Here is a 15163-nt window from a genome sequence, read left to right as displayed (position 1 = left end):
GTGGCTTTTTTGTTTATTAAATTTCAGTATTCTATTTAACAAGCTCAACAATTTCAACTTCAAAAATTAAATCAGATTTTGGAGGAATACCTCTATTCCCAGCTTCTCCATAAGCCAAATGGTATGGCACAAAAAGAGTGGCTTTATCACCAACACTTAATTGCTGTAATCCTTCTTTAAATCCTGGTATCATTTGGGCATCTGGACTAATATCGGCCGGTATAGGTTGATATTGACCTGCATCTTTTCTCGCCTGGTTTACAACATCATTGGCTTCAGCCACATCAAGTTTGCTTGTTTCTAATAATTTGCCATTATCAAAATAAACGGCATAATGTGTTAATACTTTAGCTGAAGAAGGTAATTTTTCTCCGCTTCCTTTTTCCGTTATGGTAAATTGTAATCCAGAAGGAAGCGTTGTGGCATTTTGTTCTTGCTCATTAAATTTCTCTTTATTCATTTTAATGATAGCTTCTTCTTTTTCTTTTCTTTCTTTTTCGCGACGTTCAGCTTCAGCAAAATGATTTTTAAAAGTATTTGCTGCATCAAATGCTTTGGCATCACTTCCTTTTCTTATAATATTTAGTTGATTAATTGTGATATCTTCTACAGGTTTATTACCCGGTTGTGAAGTTTCGACATTGGAAATAGTGTCTAAAACATCAAGTCCTAAAACCAATTCGCCAAATACACTATGTCTGTTGTTCAAATGTGGCGTAGGAACTTCTGTAACAAAAAATTGACTACCATTGGTCGCAGGTCCTGAATTTGCCATAGATAGAATACCAGGTTTATCATGTTTTAAATCAGGACTAAATTCATCCATAAATCTATATCCTGGGCTGCCAGAACCTGTTCCTGTTGGGTCTCCACCTTGAATCATAAAGCTATCTATCACTCTGTGAAAAATAATACCTTCATAAAAGTTTTTTCCTTTATAAACGCTATCTACCATGGTATTTGTGCCTTCGGCAAGTGACACAAAATTGGCAACTGTTACAGGCGTTTTGTCATAAAATAGTTTTGCTACCATAGTTCCTTTATTGGTAACAATTTCAGCATATATTCCATCGTCTAGATCAGCATATTTTTCCTGACAGGAAGACAATGTCATTAATAGAATTAGAGCAATACTTTTCATTACGTTTTTAAAAATATTCATGTTTATTGATTTTCTGTTATTGAATTTATTGTAACCTCACAAATTAATGGAACATTGCTTCCAATTTTATTGTTGTCGCCATAATACCCGAAGGCCATTTGCGATGGAAATAAAAAAGTAACCGTTTCTCCAGTTTTCATAAGTTTTAGTCCTTCTCTTAAGCCAGTGAAAAGTTCTTGTTGATCCATAGCATAATTATGGGTTTTATTTTCTTCTATAGAATATATTAGACTACCATCAAGCCGTTTTGTACTGTAGTCAAAATTTACTATGTCTCCAAAATCTGGTGTTGTCAGGCTATCATTTTCAATTTTAGTATTATAATAATACCAGAATCCGTTTTCCGAAGCTATATATTCATTCGTCGTATCTTTAGAAATAATACTTTCAATAAGAGATTCTTCCTTTTCGTTTAATTTTTTATTTCGCTCAACAGAAACATCAATAAAAGAACCTGATGTCACAGTTATTGGTCGTCTTGCTTCTGGAGATTTACAATTAAAAAAAGTTAGGCTAATGATTCCTAGAACTAGTAACTTATTCATTATTTAGGGCTTTGTAATAGGATGGCAATATACTAATAAATTTATCAACGGTTTCATTTAAAGACAGCTCACTTCTGCCTCCTGCAGCATTGGTATGGCCACCTCCGTTAAAGTGTAATCTTGATAACTCATTCACAGAAAAGTTGTCTTTAGAGCGTAAAGAAATTTTAATAATATTTTCTTTAAAATCTTCAATGAAAATTGCAGCGAGAATAATGTTTTCAAGAGATAACGCATAGTTTACAAACCCTTCTGTATCACCTTTTTTAAAATTGTATTTATTTAATTCATCTTTAGATAAGGTAATATAAGCAGCTCTGGCTTCTGGAATAACTTTCAGATTATTGAGTGCACAACCTAAAAGCTGCATTCTTTCGTATGAATTTGTGTCGTAAATAGCATTGTGAATTTCAGCATTATTTGCACCTTTTTCGATAAGGTCTGCAATAACTCTATGTGTTGTACTTGTAGTAGAAGCAAACTTGAAAGAACCTGTATCAGTCATAATGCCTGTATACAAGCAAGTTGCCATATCATCATTTACTTGACTTAAATCATTCAGCATATCAATAAAATGGTATACCATCTCTGCAGTAGAACTCATTGTAATATCAGAATAGACATAGGTTGCATAATCCTCTGGTTGCTGATGATGGTCTATCATTATTTTTATGGCCTTGCTTTCTACCAAAACATTTTCCATGTCTCCAGTTCTTGATAAGTCATTAAAATCTAATGTGAATATAACATCAGATTTTTCTATCAACTTATCACATTTATTTGATTCATTATCGTATTTTAAGATTGTGTTTTCACCTGGCATCCATTTTAAAAATTCAGGATAATCATTAGGGGCAATTATGTGAACTTTATGATTGCCTTTTTGAAGATAATGGTAAAGCCCTAACGAAGCCCCTATAGCATCTCCATCCGGGTTTTTATGCGGCACTATAACAATTTGCTTTGGTTGTAGAAGCAATTGTTTTATATGTAGAATATCTGTTTCTGTCATATTGGGCGAAGATACAATTTAATAACATATTCTTTAAAAATAAAGATATACTTTTGTGTAAAAGTAGGTGCATAAAACCCGTTTTAACTTTTATAATTTTATGTTTTGTTGTAACTCCTTTTTTTTCACAAAATGATGAAGGTGTTGAAAGGGATTCTTATTTCACTATTGCTTTTGGTTCATGCAACAAACATAATTCAAAAAACACTTTGTGGGATGATGTTTTAAACCAACAACCTAATGTATGGATTTGGGGAGGAGATAATATCTATGCGGATACTTATAATATGAGTAGGTTAGAACGAAAGTATAAGAAACAATTAAAGAATCCAGATTATAGTAATCTTGTCAAACATACTAAAGTATTGGGTACTTGGGATGATCATGATTATGGCGATAATGATGCTGAAGTGCATTTTAAAGCTAAAAAGGGAAGCCAGCAATTATTTCTTGATTTTATTGGTGTTTCTAAAAATGATGAAAGACGACAACAAGAAGGTATCTACCATTCGGAAACCTTCGAGGTTCGTAACTTTTCGGTTTAAATATTGATTTTGGATACAAAATATTTTAGAAGCGATTTGACAGAGTCTGAAGATAAAAATAAACATTACCAACCTAACATATATGGTAACGGAACACTTTTAGGAAATATACAATGGCAATGGCTTAAAAATGAATTGAATTCATCTATGCAGATTTTAATATTCAGGTTAGTAGTATTCAGTTTTTATCAGACCAACGTGGCTTTGAATGTTGGGCTAATTTTCCTCATGAAGTTGATGGACTGAAAGCACTAATAACTTCTTCAAAAGCCAAAGGTGTTATAATCTTATCTGGTGGTAGACACATTTCAGAATTTTCAAAATTATAGATCCCCAATATGGATTATCCTTTAATAGATTTTACTTCAAGCGGATTAACACATTCATATACAGATTTTAGCGGAGAATATAATCCTTACAGAGTAGGTGATGTTGTTTTTGATAAGAGTTTTGGACTATTGCAATTTAATTTTAAAACGAAGGAAGTCGCTATGAAAATGATGGGTGATAATATTGAGATCCAACAGGTCTTAAAGCAATCTTACTAAAACTTGTTTTTAAATAGAAAAGACTTACTTTTGCACGCAAATTAAAGAACAACATGGTAACAAATAGAACATTTACAATGCTTAAGCCAGATTCTGTTGAAAAAGGGAATATTGGCGCAATATTAGAAAAAATAACAGCTTCAGGATTCAGAATTGTAGCAATGAAATTAACTCAAATGACGGTTGCAGATGCAAAAGAGTTTTATGCTATACACAGTGAGCGTCCGTTTTTTGGAGAACTCGTTGAGTATATGACTCGTGGACCAATTGTAGCTGCAGTTTTAGAAAAAGACAATGCTGTAGAAGACTTTAGAAGATTAATAGGAGCAACCAACCCTGCTGAAGCAGCAGAAGGAACTATACGTAAATTATATGCTACTTCTATGGGAGAAAATGCTGTACATGGTAGTGATAGTGATGAAAACGCAGCCATAGAAAGTGCTTTTCATTTTTCTGGTAGAGAGATGTTTTAGGTTGAAAGAACATGATTGAAATAAAAACCTGCAACATAAGTTGCAGGTTTTTTTGTTCAAAAAATTATTCAGAAAAGTATTATAAAATGGTTTACCTTTAGACCAACTAACTAACTTTTAAATTATGACCAACCAACCAAATGTCGATCTTCGTCCTGTTGAACGAGGTGATCGAATCAACTCCCTTGATATCATTCGAGGAATTGCCCTTCTAGGCATCTTATTAATGAACATTACAGGCTTTGGTCTGGCATATGCCTATGGTGATCCAACCAATTCTGGAGGAGCAGCTGGCTGGAATTTAAAAGTCTGGATCATGGACAATATGTTTTTTGAAGGCACCATGAGAGGCTTATTTACCATGCTCTTTGGCGCTGGGTTTATTCTGTTAACTACACGAGGAATTGAGAAAGGAGGAGGCATTGCTGTAGCCGATTTATATTACCGGCGTATTTTGTGGCTTTTACTTTTCGGAATCATACATGTGTATTTTATGTTATGGTATGGCGATATACTATATCCTTATGCTCTTTTTGGTTTGATGATTTTTCCCTTGCGAAATGTAAAAGCCAAACATCTAGTGATGGCTGGATTAATTTTACTTACCATTGGAAGTTTAATTTCGGTAAAGCATTATCACGAAGATTTAAAAACCAAAACTGAAGGTGTTGCGGTAGAGCTACTTAAAGAACAAAATCAAGATGTAAAACTAACTGAAGCACATGAAACTGCACTTGCCAGTTGGGAAGACTTTAAAAAGAATAAGAAAACTGAAGAGCAAGTTAATGAGGCCATAGAAGAGAATTTACAAGGTTATTGGAGCATTGTGATGAGTAAGAGTAGGTTAAACCGAAACGGGTTTATGCAAGCAAATTTGGTATATGAACTTTGGATTTGGGATATTTTAAGTTTTATGTTATTGGGTATAGCCTTTTTTAAATGGCGCATTTTTCAAGGAGAGCGCACGATTAAATTTTATGCTATTTTAATGGTAATTGGCTATGTCGTTGGTTTGAGTGTTAATTATTATGAAACTATGCTTCACTTGAACAGTAATTTTGATTTGGTTGAAATGAGTAAAGCAGATCAGACCTATCAGCTTGGAAGGCTTTTTACAACCTTGGGACATATAGGATTGTTTATGCTTTTCATAAAATCGGGTATTTTAAGGTTCTTACAAAATGCTTTGGCAGCAGTAGGTAAAATGGCATTGACCAATTATTTGATGCATACCATTATCTGCACTACATTTTTCTTGGGTTATGGTTTTGGTATGTTTGGAAAATTGCAAAGATATGAATTGTATTATGTAGTAATTTCAATATGGATTATTCAACTTATCTACAGTCCGATTTGGTTAAAATACTTTAGATATGGACCTGCGGAATGGTTATGGAGAAGCTTGTCTTATATGAAAAAGCAACCTTTTAGAAGAGTTAATTAAGATATATACTTAAAAAAGCCTCTCATTTTTGAGAGGCTTTTTGTTTTAGGTTAAATTTTATTTTCTACCAAGAGTTTTTCTTTACTTTCTAATGTCAGCCTACGGTTTTTTGCTCGTTTCAATGTTAGGTCGTAATGCTCTATAGCTTCATCAAATCTGTTATGTGCCACCAACCAATCTGCATAGAGTTCATGTGATGGTTTTTGAATAAATGGAGGACCGTAACTAAAGCTCATGCTGTCTTGCAATGCTACTGATTTTTTCAACCAATCTTCGGCTGTTTCTTTGTCGTCATCCAGCCAAGCTCTTAATGCTTTTAATTGCATTTGCATAATTTGAGATTCATCTACATCCGATTGGGAAACATCACCTCTCGAGACACTAGCGCAAACCTTAACACCATCTAAAGCCACCAATAATGATTGCTCATCATAATCTTTTTGCATATCAGAGATTATTGAATCCAATAAAACCTTATTTCCTTTTTTAAAAGCTTTCATACCTTCCAAAAAATTATATTGAGATTTTACTGAAATATTTAGGTCGGCTACATCTATAGGAATATCTGCTATTGCACTATCCCAATCATTAGTATCAACTAAATAATTGCCTTTAAGAAAGATTAAATGCACACGCGCACGAATAGAAGGAGTTTCGTTGGCAAACTTTTCCATTTCTAAAACCATTTTTTTGGCTTCTTCAAAGTTGCCTTTTTGTAAATAACCATATTCTAACCAATGAAAAGCATGATAGCCACGATCATCATTACCTAATTTTTTGCGTTCCATTCTATTTAAACTGGCTTGATACGATGCGATATTAGAAGACACCACTTCATCCCACATGCCTAAAGCCGAATAAATATGTGATGGCATATGAAGCGCATGGCTGGCATCTGGTGCTACTTTTGAATATGAATTGGCAGCACTTAATGCTAGTTCTGCGTGTCCAGGATCATCGTAAGAATGAATTAAGTAATGCAGTGCTCCTGGATGATTAGGGTTTTTGTCTAATATACTTTGAGCTATTTTGGCACCTTGTCCATAAATGATTTCATCTCGACCGTCAGGAACAGATCCCAATAATGATAATGCGTAAAAAGCGGCAACTTCATGATTGTCTGGGTATTTTTCGTAAAGCTTTTTCATGTATTCTGCATAGATCTTGTCTCTTTCTATTTTTGGTGTTTCTGATTTATAAAGTAATCTGCAGCTTTCAATGAAGTCTTTTTCAAGTTCAGAAATGTTATCAAGATTAACAGTATCTAATTTTTGTAAAACTGAAACAGCAACTTCATAATCTTGCTCACTCCATAAACTATGATTGTAGGTCATAGCTTCTCCCCAATATGCCATTGCCATTTCTGGATCTATTTCTTGAGCCATGATGAAAGATTCTCGAGCATCATTATATTCAAAGCTATGTAATAAGAGAAGACCTTTTTCAAAATGAGGAATTGCTTTGTCCTTTCCAGTTACGGTAATGTTTAAGACGCCTAAATAATCTGTTTTTGCTGTTTCTTTTTTACAAGATAATATAACTAGTAAAGACAGAAGATATAAATACGGTTTCATGTTTTAAGTTGATTATGTTTTCGTTTTAAAGGTAATAAAAAAAGCCTATCGAATTCGATAGGCTTTTGTTTTAAAAAATTAAAGCGTATATATTAAATTACTTTTACATTTACTGCGTTCAATCCTTTTTTACCTTCTGTTAAATCAAATTCTACCTCATCACCTTCACGAATCTCGTCGATTAATCCAGAAATGTGTACAAAATGTTCTTTGTTGTTTCCTTCTTCAACGATAAATCCAAAACCTTTAGAATCATTGAAAAATTTTACTGTACCTTTACTCATTATTTAAGTATTAAATTATTTATTAAGGCACAAATATACCATATAAAATCTAACTAGTTCATATTTTGTAATTTATATTTTAGATTTTATGTCATTTTCTAGTTTGCCTTTTTCTTGAAGCTTTATATATTTTTCTATGGCTTTATTTTTTTTAATGCTATTTTTATTGCTCTCATATAATCGAATTACACTCTCTATCCCTGCTATACTTCCTTTTAATTCGTTGTTGTAATCTTTATTTACTAAAGCGTATTTAGCCCAACTTCCCATAAAAACCAAAAGACAATCACTACAATCCATAAAGGTTATAACCTCTGGATTCAAATTAATGGTTACGTCTGGAGTTCCAGTAAGCCATTGCGTTAAGTAGGTATTGACTTCCTTTCTTTTTTCTGTTTCTTGATTCATCGCCGTGTTTTCTAACCAATCTACAGCTTTTATAATATTGCTGCGTTGGTTAGCATAATCTTCAGCTTTTTCAAAAGAATAATTTTTTGGAACTTCAAAATTCTGTGCAGTAATTGATATTGTAAACAGAAAAACACAAAGGATTGATAAGTTTTTTTTCACGGCAAATATATTTAAGGATTTATCTTAATATAATTTTTTTTATTAGAGGTTTACCAAGTTCTTCATTGAGCATGTTGATTATTTTTTCTTTACCATAACTTAATTCTTCACGCAGAACACTTGAGCTCAATTGTACGTGCAAAGTATCACGCTGCAAATTAATGGCTGTAGTATAATTATTTACACCATTGCCCATCATCTTTTCCCAAGCTTTTTGAACATTAACTTTATCCAGACCATGTTCCAGCTTGTTGGTTTCAACAAACTCTTTTAAGGCCTCACTTATGCTTATATGATCGTTATTGCGTTTGGGCATTTTTATAATTTAAAAATCTCATAAGACTGATGTACTTGTTTTACAACCTGCTCTGTACGTTCGGCATGAGTATCACTTATAAAAAGTTGACCGAAATTTTCATCGTCTACCAATTTAATTATTTGTGCTACACGATTTTCGTCTAATTTATCAAAAATATCATCTAGCAATAAAATAGGATTCACACCGCTTTGAGCTTTTAAAAAATCAAATTGAGCTAATTTTAAAGCTATTAAGAACGATTTTTGCTGTCCTTGGCTACCAAATTTTTTAATGGGATAATCTTCAATATTAAATACTAAATCGTCTTTATGTATGCCAACGCTTGTGTATTGTAATGCTTTGTCTTTATAAAGACTATTTTGTAAAAGTATGTTTAAACTATCCTCAAATAAGTCACTTTTGTAAATTAAATTGACTTCTTCGTTCCCATTACTAATTGCTAAATAGCGTGTCTTGAAGATAGGAATAAATTTATCTAAAAAGGCTTTTCGTTCCGTAAATATTTTTGTTCCATAATCGCTTAACTGATTATTATAAACTTCTAAAGTATCCTTATTAAACGTATGATTCAAGGCAAAATACTTTAACAATGCATTACGTTGCATGAGCACTTTATTGTAGTTTATTAAGGCAGTGAGGTAGTTTTTATTGCTTTGTGAAATAACATTATCAACAAATTTTCTACGAATATCACTTCCTTCTGTAATCAGATCCCTATCTGCGGGAGAAATGATAACTAATGGTAAAAAACCAATATGATCGCTAAATTTTTCATAAATTTTGGCATTTCGTTTTATAATTTTTTTCTGCCCACGTTTTAGGCTAACCACAATTTTTTCTTCGTTATCATCTTTGATATAGTTGCCATTTATGACAAAAAAATCTTCATCATGCTTAATATTTTGCGTCGCAACAGGATTGAAATAACTTTTTCCAAACGATAAATGATAAATGGCATCGAGAACATTGGTTTTACCAATACCATTGTTGCCAACAATACAGTTTATTTTGTTGTTAAACACAAACGTTTTGCTATCAAAGTTTTTGTAATTAAGTAATGAAAGCGATTTTAAAATCATATCTACTATAACAGTAATGCTTTTTTATGAATTAGGTTACTTTAAAAAGGATGTGCAAATTATTGAAAAATAACAAATAAATAGGCTTTTAGTTATGAAGAAAAATTATATTTTTGCGGCGCATTAATATTATATATATGGCAACGTACAAGAAAAGAGGAGGGAAACCAAAAGATAAAATTGATAAAGAGCAAAGTTTAGGTGCTGGATCTACAACGGCAGAGGTATTTGATACATTAGATCAAACAGCCTCAAAGACAGAAGATTGGGTAATAAAGAATCAAAAATATATCTTCATAATCATTGGTGTAGTAGCTGTAGTTGTACTTGGGTTTTTGGGTTATAGAGAGTATATTGCTAAACCAGCACAAAGTGAAGCTATGAACGATATGTTCCAAGCTCAAAAATATTTTAATGAGGCTGTAAATGCTACGGAAAAAGATTCATTGTACACACTTTCTTTAAATGGTGGCGAAGGTAAATACGGGATGTTAGATATTATTAGCGAACATAGTGGTACACAAGCTGCAAACCTTGCGAACTATTATGCCGGAATGGCTTATTTGAACCTTAAAGATTACAAAAACGCTGTAGAATATTTAAGCAATTTTTCTAGTGATGATGAGGTTCTTGGACCTTTGGCAAAAGGAGGTATTGGTGATGCTTTTGTTCAACTGAATCAACAAGAAGACGCATTGTCTTATTACGAACAAGCAGCTAAATTAAAGACTAACGATTTTACGACACCAATGTTTTTGTTTAAAGCTGGTACAATCGCGTTAGAATTAGGTCAGGTTGATAAAGCACTAACCTATTTTAACAGTATAAAAGACGATTATCCAAATTCTACCGAAGCTGCAACTATCGATGTATTTATAGGAAAGGCTCAAGCTAGTAAATAACATGGCAACCGAGAATAAAAATTTATCACACTACGATAAAGCCACAATCCCAAACGCGAAGAACTTTCGGTTTGGGATTGTTGTTTCAGAGTGGAACGACACTATTACAGAACGCTTGTTTCAAGGTGCTCATGAGACACTTTTGGAGCATGGTGTTGACCAGAAAAACATTATTCGTTGGAATGTTCCAGGAAGCTTCGAGCTAATTTATGGTTGTAAAAAAATGCAAGAACAATCTGTAGATGCCGTTGTTGCCATAGGTAGTGTTATACAAGGCGAAACCAAACATTTCGATTTTGTTTGCGAAGCTGTTTCACAAGGCATTAAGGACTTAAATGTATTACAAGATACACCAGTGATTTTTTGCGTTCTTACAGATGATACTTCACAACAAGCCATAGATCGTTCTGGAGGGAAGCATGGTAATAAAGGAACTGAAGCTGCTATAGCTGCTATTAAAATGGCTTCCTTACGCAAAGATTCTTAAAAAATATTTTCTTTTTCAATACGGATTTATTGCTATCCTGTTAACAAATTTTAGCATTAAACCAACTGTATTTCTTGGTATTTTAAGTACATTTGGAGTATAACATATGTAAGCGTAAAAGTGATTTTTAAGCAACGCAAACACAGGCAATTTAGTTATAAACCAAAATTTAAGGAAGGAAATACTACTGACGATAGTTTTCAGAACAAATGGGATGAATTAAAAAAATCTAGGAAAAGAAAATCTAGTATTTTATTATCTCCAGTGCTTTTGGTAGTATTTTTGATAGCTATATTAGTATTGATATATATTTTAGGGCGTTACGAATAGATTGAATTATATTATGGGAATTTTTAAAACCAGAAAAAATAAAAAATACAGTTATACACCACGTTTTTATGATGATAATGGAGAAGGAAGTCCTTTTCAGATAAAACGCAAATTTGACGATTATCGTAAAACTGCTACCAGCCCTGGAGGTCTTAAAACTAAATTTAAAACAGCAATTGAAGAACTTAAGGAAAATCCAGATAGAGATGCAAATAGGCGCATATTAATTATTGTTGCTATTTTAGTTTTGTTGTTTTTGTTCATCATAGATTTTGATTTATCTATTTTCTTTTCGAGATAATACATGGCAGACATCATTCAATTATTACCAGATCATGTAGCTAATCAAATTGCAGCAGGGGAAGTGGTACAACGTCCTGCATCAGTTGTAAAGGAGCTACTTGAAAATGCCATTGATGCCAAAGCTGCTGCCATAAAATTAATTGTTAAAGATGCTGGTAAAACCCTTATTCAGGTTATAGATGACGGAATTGGCATGAGTGTTACAGATGCTCGGTTAAGTTTTGAACGCCATGCAACTTCAAAAATTAGAACTGCAGATGATCTGTTCAATCTGCATACCAAAGGCTTTCGTGGTGAGGCTTTAGCAAGTATTGCAGCAATTTCTCATGTAGAGTTAAAAACGAAACCAGAACAAGATGATGTTGGAACTCACCTTATCATCGAAGGTAGCAAAGTTGTGTCTCAAGAAGTGATAGTAACTCTAAAAGGAACCTCGATTTCAGTTAAGAATTTATTTTATAATATACCTGCGAGACGTAATTTTTTAAAGTCAAATTCGGTAGAAATGCGTCATATTATTGACGAGTTTCATCGTGTGGCTTTAACACATCCAGATATTAAATTTGTGATGTTCCAGAATGGAAGTGAACATTTTAACCTTCCTAAAAGCAATTATAGACAACGTATTGTCAATATATTTGGTAGTAAGACCAACGAAAAGTTAGTGCCAATAAAAGAGACTACAGCAGTTGTTGGAATTTCGGGTTTTGTTTGTAAACCTATGTTTGCTAAAAAAACTAGAGGAGAACAGTTCTTTTTTGTGAATAATCGTTTTATTAAAAGCGCTTATTTAAACCATGCAGTGTCTTCTGCTTTCGAAGGTTTGTTGAAAGAAGGTATGCATCCAAGCTATTTTTTGAATCTAGAAGTTGCTCCGAAGTCAATAGATATTAATATTCATCCAACGAAAACCGAAATTAAGTTTGATGACGAGCATGCCTTGTATGCCATATTACGTTCTTCGGTAAAACATAGTTTAGGACAATTCAATATTGCACCTGTGTTAAACTTTGATCGAGATGCAAATTTAGATACTCCATATAAATATAAAGACAAAAAAGCAGTTGCCCCTTCCGTTGAAGTTGATAAAGACTTTAATCCATTTAGAGAAGACAAAGCACAACAAGTTAGAACTTCGTTTAAAAAAGAAACTACTTCCGGTTGGGAGAGTTTGTATGTAGGTTTAGAGTCTAAAAGCACTAAAACACAGCATGATTTTAGTGAAGTACAATTTGAAAGTGATGAAGAAAACACTCAAATATTTGAAGCCGATAAAACCGTAAACGTGTCGTCTAAAATATTTCAGATTCATCGTAAATATGTGGTAAATACTATTAAATCTGGAATGTTAATTATAGACCAACACAAAGCGCATCAACGTATTTTGTATGAAGATTTTCTTCAGTATTTAACGGTTAAAGAAGCTGTGAGCCAACAGTTATTGTTTCCTTTAAAGTTATATTTTTCTGCACAAGAATTAGAAATTATAAATCAATTAAAAGAAGACTTGGAACATACAGGTTTTGTGTTTTCTAACTTTAATGATTCTATGGTTGAAATTTCTGGAATACCAACAAATGTCCCAGAAAGTGAAGTGTCTGTTATCCTAGAACAATTGATAAGCGATGTTCAAAATGAAGTGCCTGATGCCAATTTTAGTGCGACCGATTTGTTGGCAAAATCTATGGCAAAAAGTTTGGCCATTAAAACAGGGCAGGAACTAACTCAAATGGAGCAAGAACATTTAGTAAATAGTTTGTTTGCCTGTAAAGAACCTAATGTTTCACCAAATAATAAAGTGACGTTTGTCACCATGACTGTTGACGAATTAGAAAAAAAGTTTATGTAATATGATGAGGATAACGGATACTGTTAAGCATTTGATAATCATTAATGTTATCATGTTTATTGGAACCATGGCAATAGGAGGTGGGCAATTATTTTATGATTGGTTTGCCATGCATTTTCCAAAGAATGAAACATTTCAACCTTGGCAAATTATAACACATATGTTTATGCATGGTGGATTGATGCATATTGGCTTTAATATGTTTGCGCTTTGGATGTTTGGTACTCCAGTAGAACAGTTTTTGGGTGGTAAAAAATTCTTATTCCTTTATATTTCTGCAGGACTTGGTGCTGTTGCTTTACAATTAGGATATTACTATTTTGATTTTTATTCTGCAGCACAAGGTATCGCAGATTTAAATATGAGCAGTGAATTGGTAAATCAAATAGTTTCTATTGATGCTAGTGATGGAGATTTTTTGAAAGGCGAAATATTGCATAGACAGATGTTACCTATTCTAGCTGAATTTAATTTTGATCCTAGTTTAATAAGCTCAAATAATTTTAGTGCTCTTTTTAATATGAATGCCATAGCAAGAAGCACGATGGTTGGAGCCTCTGGTTGTATTATGGGAATTTTGGTAGCTTTCGGGATGATGAATCCTGATGCAAGATTGATGATGATTTTCTTACCCATTCCGATTAAAGCCAAATACTTTATACCAGGGATAATTATTTTGGATTTAATTTCTGCTTTTAGTGGACAATCATTTTTTAGCCCAAGTAATACAGCATATATGGCTCACGTAGGAGGTGCATTAACAGGGTTTTTAATTATGTGGTATTGGAAAAAATCACAATTCAATAAGAATCGTTGGGATTTATGAGTTTGACACAAGACATCAAATACAAGTTGGCTAGACTTAATGTCTTCGAAAAAATAATAGTTATTAATGTTATTATTTATTTTATTGGATTATTATTAAAACCACTTCAAGGTGGATTGAACAAATACAAAAGTTTAAGTTGGTTAGAAATACCTAGTGATTTTTTTGATTTCATTATAAAACCTTGGTCAATTATTACCTATGCCTTTGCACATTACGATTTTTGGCATATACTTTTTAATATGCTTTGGTTGTATGTTATAGGAAGAATGTTCTTAAATCTATTCAATCCAAAACAAGGATTGAACGTATATTTTCTAGGCGCTATCGTTGGAGGCTTGTTGTTCTTATTTGGTTATAGCGTTTTTCCAGATTTTTTTACTTCAGGTAATAGACTAGTTGGTGCTTCTGCTGCAGTTAGAGCACTTTTAATTTTTCTGTGCGCATATATGCCTAATATGGAGCTTCGTTTTTTTACATTTAACTTAAAGCTTTGGTACATTGGAGCTGCTATTATTGTACTTGATGTTATTGGTTTGTTTGGCATGAATGCTGGAGGCAATCTGGCCCATTTAGGAGGTGCATTATTGGGATATGTTTATGCTAAACAATTGCTCAAAGGCAATAACATTGGTAAAGGGTTTGAACGAGTCATGGACTCTATTGTTAGTTTATTTAAAGCATCAAAGAAGTCACCTTTAAAAACAGTCCATAAAAAAAAGCGTAAAGTGGCAGGTTATACCAAAGACGAATTTAAGGAGTTTAACCATCAGAAGAAAATAGATTTAATACTAGACAAAATAAGTAAAAGTGGATATGAAAGTCTAACAGCCGAAGAGAAAGAGTTTTTATTTAAAGCAGGTAAATAGTTGCAATGAAACATCGATTATGACAATTTTTTTGGAAGCATT

19 protein-coding genes are annotated in these 15163 nt (G+C 32.8%); 11 read left to right on the top strand and 8 right to left on the bottom strand.

The window, feature by feature from the left end; all coding sequences use genetic code 11:
- Positions 1 to 31: 31 nt before the first annotated feature.
- Genes AAFP94_RS10445 through AAFP94_RS10435 form a run of 3 tightly spaced genes read right to left on the bottom strand, consistent with a single transcriptional unit; the run spans position 32 to position 2719 of the window.
- Complete coding sequence (locus AAFP94_RS10445) at positions 32 to 1162, bottom strand: peptidylprolyl isomerase (protein WP_316662657.1); 1131 nt, start codon at positions 1160 to 1162, stop codon at positions 32 to 34.
- A gap of 2 nt (positions 1163 to 1164) precedes the next feature.
- On the bottom strand, positions 1165 to 1707 hold the full coding sequence (gene gldI, locus AAFP94_RS10440) for a gliding motility-associated peptidyl-prolyl isomerase GldI (RefSeq protein WP_316662656.1): 543 nt from the start codon (positions 1705 to 1707) through the stop codon (positions 1165 to 1167).
- Positions 1700 to 2719 (bottom strand): DHH family phosphoesterase, encoded by a 1020-nt coding sequence (locus tag AAFP94_RS10435; protein ID WP_316662655.1) that lies wholly within the window; start codon positions 2717 to 2719, stop codon positions 1700 to 1702. The genes gldI and AAFP94_RS10435 overlap by 8 nt, the downstream gene beginning before the upstream one ends.
- A 53-nt stretch (positions 2720 to 2772) precedes the next feature.
- On the opposite strand from AAFP94_RS10435, the gene AAFP94_RS10430 reads away from it, so the two are divergent.
- The 5 genes from AAFP94_RS10430 (at position 2773) to AAFP94_RS10410 (ending at position 5729) form a co-directional block, all read left to right on the top strand.
- Positions 2773 to 3264, top strand: a complete 492-nt coding sequence (locus tag AAFP94_RS10430; RefSeq protein ID WP_316662654.1) for an alkaline phosphatase D family protein — start codon at positions 2773 to 2775, stop codon at positions 3262 to 3264.
- Positions 3265 to 3273: 9 nt separating this feature from the next.
- The gene (locus AAFP94_RS10425; protein WP_316662653.1) at positions 3274 to 3510 is read left to right on the top strand and encodes a hypothetical protein; all 237 of its coding nucleotides are present in this window, start codon (positions 3274 to 3276) and stop codon (positions 3508 to 3510) included.
- A gap of 92 nt (positions 3511 to 3602) precedes the next feature.
- Complete coding sequence (locus AAFP94_RS10420) at positions 3603 to 3812, top strand: hypothetical protein (protein ID WP_316662652.1); 210 nt, start codon at positions 3603 to 3605, stop codon at positions 3810 to 3812.
- Between the two features lie 53 nt (positions 3813 to 3865).
- Positions 3866 to 4285: a nucleoside-diphosphate kinase gene (locus AAFP94_RS10415; RefSeq protein ID WP_316662651.1), complete on the top strand. Its 420-nt coding sequence runs from the start codon at positions 3866 to 3868 to the stop codon at positions 4283 to 4285.
- 124 nt (positions 4286 to 4409) lie between these two features.
- Complete coding sequence (locus AAFP94_RS10410) at positions 4410 to 5729, top strand: DUF418 domain-containing protein (RefSeq protein ID WP_316662650.1); 1320 nt, start codon at positions 4410 to 4412, stop codon at positions 5727 to 5729.
- A gap of 50 nt (positions 5730 to 5779) precedes the next feature.
- On the opposite strand, the gene AAFP94_RS10405 is transcribed toward AAFP94_RS10410, so the two are convergent.
- From AAFP94_RS10405 to recF, 5 genes are all read right to left on the bottom strand, one after another.
- Entirely contained in the window at positions 5780 to 7303 is a 1524-nt protein-coding gene (locus tag AAFP94_RS10405) for a tetratricopeptide repeat protein (protein ID WP_316662649.1), read from the bottom strand.
- Between the two features lie 92 nt (positions 7304 to 7395).
- Entirely contained in the window at positions 7396 to 7587 is a 192-nt protein-coding gene (locus AAFP94_RS10400; protein ID WP_316662648.1) for a cold-shock protein, read from the bottom strand.
- Between the two features lie 72 nt (positions 7588 to 7659).
- On the bottom strand, positions 7660 to 8157 hold the full coding sequence (locus tag AAFP94_RS10395) for a hypothetical protein (protein ID WP_316662647.1): 498 nt from the start codon (positions 8155 to 8157) through the stop codon (positions 7660 to 7662).
- Between the two features lie 19 nt (positions 8158 to 8176).
- On the bottom strand, positions 8177 to 8473 hold the full coding sequence (locus AAFP94_RS10390) for a DUF721 domain-containing protein (protein ID WP_316662646.1): 297 nt from the start codon (positions 8471 to 8473) through the stop codon (positions 8177 to 8179).
- A 2-nt stretch (positions 8474 to 8475) separates the two neighbouring features.
- Positions 8476 to 9555 carry a DNA replication/repair protein RecF gene (gene recF, locus AAFP94_RS10385; RefSeq protein ID WP_316662645.1) on the bottom strand — a complete coding sequence of 360 codons (1080 nt, stop codon included), beginning with the start codon at positions 9553 to 9555 and terminating at the stop codon, positions 8476 to 8478.
- Between the two features lie 137 nt (positions 9556 to 9692).
- On the opposite strand from recF, the gene AAFP94_RS10380 reads away from it, so the two are divergent.
- The 6 genes from AAFP94_RS10380 (at position 9693) to AAFP94_RS10355 (ending at position 15121) form a co-directional block, all read left to right on the top strand.
- Positions 9693 to 10457 (top strand): tetratricopeptide repeat protein, encoded by a 765-nt coding sequence (locus tag AAFP94_RS10380; protein ID WP_316662644.1) that lies wholly within the window; start codon positions 9693 to 9695, stop codon positions 10455 to 10457.
- A 1-nt stretch (position 10458) separates the two neighbouring features.
- A complete protein-coding gene (ribH, locus tag AAFP94_RS10375; protein ID WP_316662642.1) occupies positions 10459 to 10944 on the top strand; it encodes a 6,7-dimethyl-8-ribityllumazine synthase in 486 nt (161 codons plus the stop codon).
- Between the two features lie 343 nt (positions 10945 to 11287).
- The gene (locus AAFP94_RS10370) at positions 11288 to 11575 is read left to right on the top strand and encodes a riboflavin synthase subunit beta (RefSeq protein ID WP_316662640.1); all 288 of its coding nucleotides are present in this window, start codon (positions 11288 to 11290) and stop codon (positions 11573 to 11575) included.
- A 3-nt stretch (positions 11576 to 11578) separates the two neighbouring features.
- Positions 11579 to 13426, top strand: a complete 1848-nt coding sequence (gene mutL, locus AAFP94_RS10365) for a DNA mismatch repair endonuclease MutL (protein WP_316662639.1) — start codon at positions 11579 to 11581, stop codon at positions 13424 to 13426.
- A 1-nt stretch (position 13427) separates the two neighbouring features.
- Positions 13428 to 14252 (top strand): rhomboid family intramembrane serine protease, encoded by an 825-nt coding sequence (locus AAFP94_RS10360; RefSeq protein WP_316662638.1) that lies wholly within the window; start codon positions 13428 to 13430, stop codon positions 14250 to 14252.
- Entirely contained in the window at positions 14249 to 15121 is an 873-nt protein-coding gene (locus AAFP94_RS10355; protein ID WP_316662637.1) for a rhomboid family intramembrane serine protease, read from the top strand. The genes AAFP94_RS10360 and AAFP94_RS10355 overlap by 4 nt, the downstream gene beginning before the upstream one ends.
- Positions 15122 to 15163 lie beyond the last annotated feature (42 nt).

Source organism: Gilvirhabdus luticola (assembly GCF_040117515.1).
Classification (GTDB): Bacteria; Bacteroidota; Bacteroidia; order Flavobacteriales; family Flavobacteriaceae; genus Gilvirhabdus; species Gilvirhabdus luticola.
Note: the sequence above shows the minus strand (reverse complement) of the source record. Positions and strands in the feature narration are given on the sequence as shown.